8 protein-coding genes and 1 tRNA gene are annotated in these 7,907 nt (G+C 45.3%); 6 read left to right on the forward strand and 3 right to left on the reverse strand.

Translation table 11 applies throughout. The features are described 5' to 3' along the window. Positions 1–133 precede the first annotated feature (133 nt). The 5 genes from Q0438_RS10475 to Q0438_RS10495 all read left to right on the forward strand — a co-directional run bounded on the left by Q0438_RS10475 (position 134) and on the right by Q0438_RS10495 (position 5,599). Entirely contained in the window at positions 134–970 is an 837-nt protein-coding gene (locus tag Q0438_RS10475; protein WP_299190696.1) for a ChaN family lipoprotein, read from the forward strand. 292 nt (positions 971–1,262) lie between these two features. Next, on the forward strand, positions 1,263–2,108 hold the full coding sequence (locus Q0438_RS10480; protein WP_299190698.1) for a MotA/TolQ/ExbB proton channel family protein: 846 nt from the start codon (positions 1,263–1,265) through the stop codon (positions 2,106–2,108). Continuing rightward, positions 2,098–2,496: a biopolymer transporter ExbD gene (locus tag Q0438_RS10485; RefSeq protein WP_299190700.1), complete on the forward strand. Its 399-nt coding sequence runs from the start codon at positions 2,098–2,100 to the stop codon at positions 2,494–2,496. Before Q0438_RS10480 ends, Q0438_RS10485 begins: the two co-directional genes overlap by 11 nt. Further along, positions 2,493–3,344: an energy transducer TonB gene (locus tag Q0438_RS10490; protein ID WP_299190702.1), complete on the forward strand. Its 852-nt coding sequence runs from the start codon at positions 2,493–2,495 to the stop codon at positions 3,342–3,344. The genes Q0438_RS10485 and Q0438_RS10490 overlap by 4 nt, the downstream gene beginning before the upstream one ends. Positions 3,345–3,355: 11 nt before the next feature. After that, positions 3,356–5,599: a TonB-dependent receptor gene (locus Q0438_RS10495; protein ID WP_299190704.1), complete on the forward strand. Its 2,244-nt coding sequence runs from the start codon at positions 3,356–3,358 to the stop codon at positions 5,597–5,599. Between the two features lie 184 nt (positions 5,600–5,783). On the opposite strand, the gene Q0438_RS10500 is transcribed toward Q0438_RS10495, so the two are convergent. Further along, positions 5,784–5,860: transfer RNA gene (locus Q0438_RS10500), tRNA-Met, on the reverse strand. 70 nt (positions 5,861–5,930) lie between these two features. Between Q0438_RS10500 and Q0438_RS10505 the strand changes: the two genes are divergently transcribed. After that, positions 5,931–6,494, forward strand: a complete 564-nt coding sequence (locus Q0438_RS10505; RefSeq protein ID WP_297941715.1) for a LemA family protein — start codon at positions 5,931–5,933, stop codon at positions 6,492–6,494. Positions 6,495–6,853: 359 nt separating this feature from the next. On the opposite strand, the gene ybaK is transcribed toward Q0438_RS10505, so the two are convergent. Continuing rightward, positions 6,854–7,327, reverse strand: a complete 474-nt coding sequence (gene ybaK / locus Q0438_RS10510) for a Cys-tRNA(Pro) deacylase (RefSeq protein ID WP_299190705.1) — start codon at positions 7,325–7,327, stop codon at positions 6,854–6,856. A 19-nt stretch (positions 7,328–7,346) separates the two neighbouring features. Next, positions 7,347–7,907, reverse strand: a 561-nt coding sequence (locus tag Q0438_RS10515; RefSeq protein ID WP_299190707.1) for a pseudouridine synthase, incomplete at its 5' end; no start/stop codon positions are given.

Genomic DNA, 7,907 nt, shown 5'->3' on the forward strand with positions numbered 1-7,907 from the left:
ATAATCGAGCGCGGTAGCATGATATTACAACGATAGATATTTTCAAAATTTTATTTTGAACTCTGAAATTATTAAGCAGTATTTAATGATAAATCCTATATCATCGCGATTTAAATTGATAATAGGATTTAAAATGCAAAAAGCGATCAAAATTTTGCCGCATCTTCTTGCGATAGCTCTATTTTGCGGCTGCATGAGCAGCGAGAGGGTCGCTTTGAACGACTTAAACACGCTCAAAACCGATAGCAAAATTATTCGATTACGCGACCGCGCACCGCTTCAATTTAATGAGTTTATTAACGAACTATCAAACATAGACGTGCTCGTAATCGGCGAGCTTCACGAGAATAAAAATCACAAAGCCGCCGAAATTTTACTTATCGAAACGCTCGCTACGATAAAAAATTTAGACGTCGCTTTTGAAATGATAAGCAGCGAAAAGCAGCCTCTTATCGATAAAGCGTACGCGGATACAATTCCGCCGGAGAATTTATTAAGCGCTATAAATTGGGATAAAAGCTGGAGCGTTTCGCATTACGGCGATATCGTAAAAGCGGCCTATAAAACCGCAAATTTAAAAGCTGCGAATTTGAGCAAAAATGAAATAAATACGATATTTGCGGGAGCAGAGCCGATAAAGGGCGATGTCTCGACGACGAAGGGCGTAAAAGATAAGATTAAAGAGGGCATAGAGCTTTCGCACCGCAAAATGGACGATAAAACCTTAGCCGCGTTTATTCAGGTACAGCAATATAAAGATCGCAGGATGGCCGATGTGTTAAACCGCGCGAATAACTCCGCCTTGCTTATTGCGGGCAGCCTTCATACGTTTAAAGACGTAGGCGTACCGCTACATTTAATTGATTTCAAGACGAAAAAGCGGGTAAAAGTGCTGATTTTAGGAAGCGATGATTACGAGCAGGGCGCAATCGACAGTACCAAAGCCGATTATATTTGGAATTTTAAATAAAGAAATGAAATTGTGCCGAAAAGATACGTCTCGGCCGCCAAGCTTTACCGCACGGACGCGGAACGAAATATCGGCGCAAGCGCTCGGATACGCAAATCTTGCGTAGATGATTCTGCTTAAACGCTTCCGGCAAAAGCTCGGTTTGCGGCGCATAAAGCCTCGGTGCGAGTTCTCGCGCAACCGCATCGGCGATGCGAACAAAAGCACGGCGAATTTGCAGACGATTTGAACGACGACATCTCGCTAAATTACGGGCGAGTTCATTTATCGGCAAAATGCAAAAAGGAATGATATGAAAATTGCGGTAGCTCTATTTTTATTTTTTACGCTCTGTCTTTGCGATGAAAATTTAACGACGGGCGGGGATTTGCAGATACAAAATTCGGCGACTTTAAATTTGGAGCGAAACGACAGCGTCCAAACGTCGGTGCCGGGCTCCGCGCAAACCGAACGAAATCCCGCGCAACCCACACCCAAAGAGCACACTCCCGCGGTAGATATGTCGTTTCAATCGTTTTTTAAGAACGCTCACATCGTCGTTAAAGCTGCAATGGGAATTTTACTACTTTTTTCGGTGATGACATGGACGATATTTTTGGCGAAATTTATCCAGTTTAAATTTGCATTTTCAAGGCTTAAAAAAGATAGCCTTGCATGCGAACGGATAAACAGTATCGACGAGGTATTAAAGCTCGATCGAAACGGGTTTGCCGTGCAACTCGCACGCGAAATAAAAGATGAAATTAAAAGAAGCAAGACGGTTAACGCATCACTAAAAAACCGCGTAAAAGAGCGACTGGAGCTGAAAAACGTAAATTTGATCCACCTCACAAAAGGCCATACGGGCATCCTGGCGAGCATCGGCTCGTCCGCGCCGTTTATCGGATTATTCGGCACGGTTTGGGGCATTATGAATAGTTTCATAAATATCGCAAACTCGAATAATGCCAGCCTCAGCGTCGTAGCTCCCGGCATCGCAGAAGCGCTATTCGCAACCGCGCTCGGCTTATCCGCGGCAATTCCTGCGGTATTAATTTATAACTATTTTGTAAGAGCGGGGTTAAATTTTAACGTCAAAATCGACGCATTGAGCTCAAGAATTTATTTGATATTTGATAGGCAATGCGATGCTGCGTAATCAAAACGAAGAGCTCAGCGAGATAAACGTAACGCCGTTTATAGACGTTATGCTCGTGCTTTTAATCATCTTTATGGTAGTCACACCCATCGTTACCAGTTCGGTAAAAGTGGAGCTCCCTAAAGCCGTAAGCGATCAAAAGCAAGACATAAATAAACCGATCATCCTGAGTATAAACGAGCACAACGGAATATATTTCGGCACGGAGCTCGTAGGTAGCGAAAATTTAGCAGCCGTACTCGATCAAAAAACGGGCGGCGATCGCGAAAACGTCGTATATCTTCACGTAGATAAATCCGTGCCCTATGAAATTTTAATCGGGACGATCGAGCGCATAAAAAAAGCAGGCTACTCAAAAATAGCCCTTTGCAGCAAGGTCGAGCAATGATAATAATCTCGCGTCGATGTTGGCTTATATCCTTTTTAACGATTCTGGCTTGTCATATTTTCGCCTTCGGCTATTTGTTTACAAATCGAAATACCATCAGCCTAGAGCAAAATTTCGGCGGATTCGACTATCCGATAAAAGGCGATAAATTTGAATCGATTATGATAGTTTCGGATCTGCCTATCGGCGATTTCAAAGAAGCGGCGATAAACTCCGTCAAAGCAAACAGCGCCGAGCCCGAGCCGCACATACAGACGGACGAGCCCGAAATTTCGCCGATACAAAATATCGACTCGCCGATCGAAGCGGTGCAAAAACCTAAAATTTTGCCAAAGGAAAAGCCGAGAAAAATCACGAAAAAAGATATCAGGCCCGCGGTCCAAAAAAATGCGTCGAAAAACGACGATACCACAAAAAACGACTCGCAATCAAATTTTAATTCCGCCGCTAAAGACGGCGCGGCTTCTGCTCCGATAAGCGGAAACGGCAATACCATAACGAGCAACTCAAGCGGCATGGGCGGCGGAGCTCAAAGAAGCTGGAAAGGCGTCGTAATGTCGCATCTCAATAAGCATAAAAGATATCCGCAGACGGCTTTGGCGCAGGGCGAAGAGGGCATCGTTTACGTAAAAGTTCAAATTTCGCCAAGCGGCAAAATTATAAACGTTAGCGTGAAAAACGGGGTTAAATTTGAAGCGCTTAATAGCGAAGCAGTGCAGCTTTTTTATCGCGCTTCGCCGCTTCCGACCCCGCCGAGCGAATATTTTGCGAATTCAAATGAGCTCACGCTTCATTTTCCCGTGGAATTTAACATCAAAAAATACAAAGAGCAAAAGATAAATTTCTAAAAGGAGCGCGTATGAGGAAATTTGTAGCATTGAGTATGGCGGTTATAAGCATACTTTTCGGCGAAGACGTGGATTTTGAGACGCTTGAAATTTCGGCGGATAAGCTCAAAAGCGGCGAATCGAGCTTTTTAAAAACGGGTGCACTCAGCTCTCGCGACAATATAAAATCGCAGAACCAAAGCGTCGATAGCATCGTGCGGGCGCTTCCGGGAACCTACACGCAAGTAGATCAAGCCCAGGGTAGCGTATCGGTTAATATCCGCGGATTAACGGGGCTCGGGCGCGTCGATACGATGGTAGACGGCGTCACTCAAACATATTACGGCACGGCGGCGGATTCGGGCGGATATCATTCCTTTACCGGAAATTTAGGCACGTCGTCCTACGGAGCGCTGATAGATCAAAATTTACTCGTAGGCATAGACGTAGAACGCGGCTCGTTTCGCGGAGCGACGAACGGAATAATGGGAAGTGCGAATTTTCGTACGATAGGCGTGGACGACGTGGTACGAAACGGTAATATCTTCGGTTTTCTAGGCCGTTATTCCTACGGCACAAACGGCCTAGGACCGAGCTATATGGGCGCTCTCGCGGCAAAAGACGAGCTCGAAAGCGGCGCGAACATAGGCACCCTTTTCGCATACAGCGGCAAAAGAAGCACGCAAAATTACAAAGACGGCAACGGCGTAAGAAGCGAAGACGCCGCGCCCGATATAGACGGCGACGGGATACCGGATCTCGCCGCACCGCTAGATGTGGATACGCTCAAGCAAAAACCGAAAAGCTATTTGTTTAAATTTGAATACGGACGGGATGCACACAACGCAATAGCGTCCTATCGGGGACATTCGAATTATCTGGCGAGAAGAAAGATAAAAAATAACAACTATCAGCTGGATTATAGATTTAATCCAAATTCCGATTTTATAGACGTTAAAATGAAGGCATCCGTAAGCGATACAACGCAAAAATACGACAAAGATGCCACCATCGGTTGGGCGCCGTTACAAAACGGAATGAAATTTAAAAACAAAGCCGATATACTTGATTTAAGCAATACCTTTCAATTCAACCCCGCGAGCGCGAATTTAAAATCCACGCTCGGTGTAAATTTATTAAATAACGAGTATAAGAGGATTACCGGAGATAGCGACTATGCGGGGCTTAAAACGTCGTTTTCCGTTCCTCAAGGCAAACAAAAGCTCAGAAGTCTTTATCTTGATAATTCGCTCGAATACGGAATTTTTACCCTTGACGCGAACGTAAATTTTATGCACTGGCAGCTCAGCGGCGAAAAAGGCGTTTGCTCGGTATACAATAACTACTGCCAACCGAAAGAGGCGGGATGGATGAAAAAAGATGGCGACGAGTTGAATTATTCGCTTATGAACGGCGTAAGCTTGCACGAACTTTTCGCGCCGTTTATCGGCTACTCCAAAAGTACCCGCGCATTAAACGTTCAGGAGCTTTTTCACTCGGGCACGGTTTATGAAGATATCAATACCTTTTTGCAACCGGAAACCGCAAAGACGTTTCAGTTGGGATTTAATTCCCATAAGCACGGATTAATCGCGAACGACGACGTTTTTGGGTTTAAGCTTACCTACTATCGTAGCAAGGTAAAAAACTATATTTACGACAGGCTCATGCTTTTTTACGACGATAACGGCAGTCCCGATACGATGTATCTTACGCGCCTGAATGGAGATGCGACGCTTAGGGGTTTTGAGATCGAGCTGATGTATGACGCGGGATACTTTTATACTACCGCCACCTACTCTCGTCAAAAGGCGTCGTATCCGCTCTCCGACAGTACGGCGGTGGATTGGACGAACGGACCTTCAAGCGGCGTATCGCAATTTAGCGAGCTTCCGAAGCACTACGCCACTATCGATACGGGAGTAAGATTTTTCGATGAAAAACTAACGATAGGTAGCATAGCCAAAATCACGGGCAAAGCAAAAAGAATGAACCCGTTATTTACGTATACTACGAACGGTGCGGAATTTAAATCTATAAAAACGCAGGATTTACCGAGCATCCCTACGATTTTTGATATGTATGCGACCTATAAACCGATTGAAAATTTAACATTTAAGCTCGAAGTGCAAAACGTTTTTGATAAAAACTATATGGATGCGCTCTACACATATAACTCGTCGTATTCCAATCAAGTATTTAACGACGATATAACAATTTTTAACAACTCGGCTCGAGGTCGCACCGCGCTTTTAAGCATCGAATATAGATACTAATATAAAAGTGCCCTATAGCCCGGCGCAGGCTCTCATTATATGAGCTTGTGCCGGGCCGGCAAATTTAAAATTTCAACCGCCGTGCCGAAAACCGCTCTACAATGTAAATTTAATAATTCCTATGATAAAATTACGCGAAATTTAAAGCAAAGGCTTACATTAAAAGGCGAAGTTCGTGATTTGATGGTGTCAAGAGAGAGACTTGAACTCTCGACCTCCGGCTTATGAGACCAGCGCTCTAACCAGCTGAGCTACCTTGACACGCGAAAAGAAGTGGCAAGTATAGCTAAATATTCTTATTTTTAATTGAAATACTTTAAAAGGAGAGAAAATGAATGCGGCTTTGATTTTATTAGTCGTCATAGTTTTGTTAGTTCTGGCGTTAGTGGGCGTTTACAACTCGTTCATCGCTAAGCGCAACCAGGTGAGAAATATCGCTTCCACCGTCGATACGCAGCTTAAAAAGCGCTATGACCTCATCCCAAATTTAGTTAGCACCACGCGCGAATATATGAGCCACGAAAACGCCGTGCTAACGCGTGTTAGCGAACTTCGCTCACAGGCGATCAACGCGGCTTCTAACGCGGATAAATTTAAATTAAATAGCGAAATTTCGGCTCTTTTGGGGCAGATCCGCATTGCGGTAGAAGCGTATCCGAATCTCAAGGCTAACGAATCCTTTGCCAAGCTACAAAACGCGTTAGGCGAGTGCGAGGAGCAGATCAGCGCCGCACGCCGCGCTTATAACGGCGCAGTTACGGTTTATAATAACGCCTGCGAGATGTTTCCTACTAACATCATCGCTAGCGTTTTTAACTTCGCCAAAGCAGAATTTTTCGCCGCCAGCGAGCAAGAAAAGCAAGCCCCAAATGTCTCTGAGCTTTTCAAAAAATAGGCGAGGCGTATAAAATTTGCGATGAAATTTTAAAATTTTATCGCAAATAACGCCGAGCGTCGCAAGGCCAAATTTTATAGCGAGCAAAATACAGCGCGTGCAAAGCATGCGGTTTTAAATAGGTTTGCTTCGCACCCCCGCGTGCTAGTCACCTCGCTTGAGATATTTTGCGGCGCGCGGTACTTAGAATTTTAACAATAAATTTTACGAAATTTATTTGATTTGTATTTTTTCGCTACACAGGAGCTTGTTTTAACAAGCAGCGCAACGCCAAATTTAAAAGTCTAAATTTCGCAGCGTAAATTTTAGCTAGCTCGCTACCGGCGTTACTTACGCAAACGGCGGCAAAATATGCCTCGTTAGTCGTGAGTAATTTTACAAATTTGCGCCTCGGTAGCGGCGGCGAGGTCCTTTGGTGCGAGAGCGATCTGTTTTCCGCGCACGCCTGCGCTAACATAAATTTTCTCCTGCGTTAGCGCTTTTTCATCGATGAAGGTGCGGAAGTGCTTTTTCATCCCAAGCGGCGAGCAACCGCCCCTGATGTAGCCCGTGACCTTTTGCAAATCCTTCAAATCCATCAGCTCGCAACGCTTCGCACCGCAGATGTGCGCGAGCGCCTTGAGATCCAAATTTAAATCGCCCTGCAGGCAGGCCACGACGTATTCGTGATCCGCCGTGCAAACTATCGTTTTATAAACCCGCTCGATCGACTCTCTCACGCTGTTTGCTACATATACCGCGTCTAAATTTAAAGGGTCTACCGCATATTCTTTGATTTCGTATGGGATTTTCAAACCGTCCAGTACGCGCGCGGCGTTCGTCTTTGAACTCATTTCGCCTCTTTTCTTAAATTTAATAGCGGATTTTGTTTTCTTTTAGAAAATCGCGCAGATCTTCGTATTCGCTCTGATCGAAATAGCGCCATTTGCCGGGCTTTAGCGTCCCAAGCGTCATTCTACCGAATGCCGTGCGCTTAAGCTCCACGACATCCAGATCAAAATAGCCGAAAAATCTACGCAGCTCGCGGTTTTGGCCCTCGTTGATGATCGCCTTTATCTTCGTATAGCCGCCGCTGCTAGGCATTATGCGGTAGCCTAAGAAGGGCTTAAATTCCATCGATTTGATCTTGCTTTTGGCGTGCGCGCCCTTGCTCGCGTCTGCGGCAAAAAAGCCCTCCCGGATCGCCGTTACTACCTCGTCCCCTACCTCGCCTTTTACCTTTAGATAGTACTCTCGCTCGATGTCGCTGTTCATCAGCGCCGTAGCGATCGCGGGCGCATCGGTCAGCAGCAAAAGCCCTTCGCTTGCAAAATCCAAACGCCCCACGCTAACAAATCTGCTAAATCCCTCCGGCAAGCTATCGTAAATCGTCCGCCTGCCGCGATCGTCCTTTTTAGTAACTAACTCGCCTTT

It is taken from the genome of uncultured Campylobacter sp., from assembly GCF_938030785.1.
Taxonomy (GTDB): Bacteria; Campylobacterota; Campylobacteria; order Campylobacterales; family Campylobacteraceae; genus Campylobacter_B.

What these genes read in the sequence shown, in the direction of transcription:
- Q0438_RS10475 (WP_299190696.1), top strand. Translation starts at nt 134, where the DNA reads ATGCAAAAAGCGATCAAAATTTTGCCGCATCTTCTTGCGATAGCTCTA.
- Q0438_RS10480 (WP_299190698.1), top strand. Translation starts at nt 1,263, where the DNA reads ATGAAAATTGCGGTAGCTCTATTTTTATTTTTTACGCTCTGTCTTTGC.
- Q0438_RS10485 (WP_299190700.1), top strand. Translation starts at nt 2,098, where the DNA reads ATGCTGCGTAATCAAAACGAAGAGCTCAGCGAGATAAACGTAACGCCG.
- Q0438_RS10490 (WP_299190702.1), top strand. Translation starts at nt 2,493, where the DNA reads ATGATAATAATCTCGCGTCGATGTTGGCTTATATCCTTTTTAACGATT.
- Q0438_RS10495 (WP_299190704.1), top strand. Translation starts at nt 3,356, where the DNA reads ATGAGGAAATTTGTAGCATTGAGTATGGCGGTTATAAGCATACTTTTC.
- Q0438_RS10505 (WP_297941715.1), top strand. Translation starts at nt 5,931, where the DNA reads ATGAATGCGGCTTTGATTTTATTAGTCGTCATAGTTTTGTTAGTTCTG.
- ybaK (WP_299190705.1), bottom strand. Translation starts at nt 7,327, where the DNA reads ATGAGTTCAAAGACGAACGCCGCGCGCGTACTGGACGGTTTGAAAATC.